Consider the following 1137-nt stretch of genomic DNA (forward strand, 5'->3'; position numbering starts at 1 on the left):
TCGTCACCCATTCTTTATTATCCCGAAGCATTGCATTCAGGATGGTCACCAGCTTTCTGATACAGGCCGTTATGGCCACTTTGAACGCCTTTCCCCTCCCTCTCAGACGCTCGAAGAACGCTCTGATGGTTGGGTTAAAACGCACTGCCGATAACGTCGCCATATACAGCGCTGAACGCACCGCACTCCGGCCTCCCCATATACTTCGCTTGCCTTTCATCTGCCCGCTGTCATGGGCATACGGACACACCCCGACCAGCGCACTGATTTTATGACGACTCAGTTTGCCCAGCTCGGGTAACAGCGCCAGCAACACCGCCATGGTGGCAGGGCCGATACCTTTCACTCCCTCCAGGAGTTTTACCTTCTCCCGCCACAGCGGCATCACTTTTATCTGTCGGTCTATGTCGTCATCCGTGTCTTTAATCTCCGCAGTCAGCCAGTCAATATGGCGTTTAATGCCCATCAGCACGACCACATCGTCACAGGATTTATAGCGGTTAATCTCCATTGCCCGGTTTTCCACCAGCTGGCGACGGCGGGTAACCATGCCGGCCAGGCGCTGCGTCTGCTCATCCGGTGCAGGCCGGATGTCCGGCTCCATACGGCGGCCGAACTCGCAGATGATACGGGCATCACTCGGGTCAGTTTTATAGAGAGTTCCCATCGCCCGGGCGAAGTTCTTTACCTGCCGTGGATTAACGACGGCAACGGGTATCCCGGCCAGCTCGAGCGTGGCTGCCAGAAGCGAGTGGTAACGGCTGGTTGCCTCCATGACGACCATTCGGATGGTCATGCCGGAGAGTGCGGCCAGCAGTTGTTGATGCGCCTCAGGCGTATTGTCGAGGTGTAAATGCTGGCGTGTTGAGTCGATATAAACATCAAAAGAGTCTTTGGCGATATCCACGCCGACGGTAGTGTATTCCATCACGGTCATGTCTCCCGGCCTTGTAAGATACGGGCTGGCGTAAAGCCGCCCTGGCAGCTGTTCGGGTTTACAGGAAAACTGAAGCCACGCCATAAGCTCTCCCGCGGGCTTGGTGTCCCAGAGGGGAAACGGGCTGTGGCATCAGGTCAAACGCTTTGACAGTGTACCCGCCTGACGGCGGGTAACTGAAGTGACTTTAAACATACAAG

The 1137-nt window shown here is 55.9% G+C and carries 1 protein-coding gene; it reads right to left on the reverse strand.

What is annotated here, in order from left to right:
• On the reverse strand, nt 1-928 hold a 928-nt coding region (locus B9Y90_RS26265), incomplete at its 3' end, for an IS110 family RNA-guided transposase (RefSeq protein ID WP_139827530.1).
• Nucleotides 929-1137: the final 209 nt, after the last annotated feature.

It is taken from the genome of Cedecea sp. NFIX57 (assembly GCF_900177785.1).
In the GTDB taxonomy this organism is placed as follows: Bacteria; Pseudomonadota; Gammaproteobacteria; order Enterobacterales; family Enterobacteriaceae; genus Cedecea; species Cedecea neteri_C.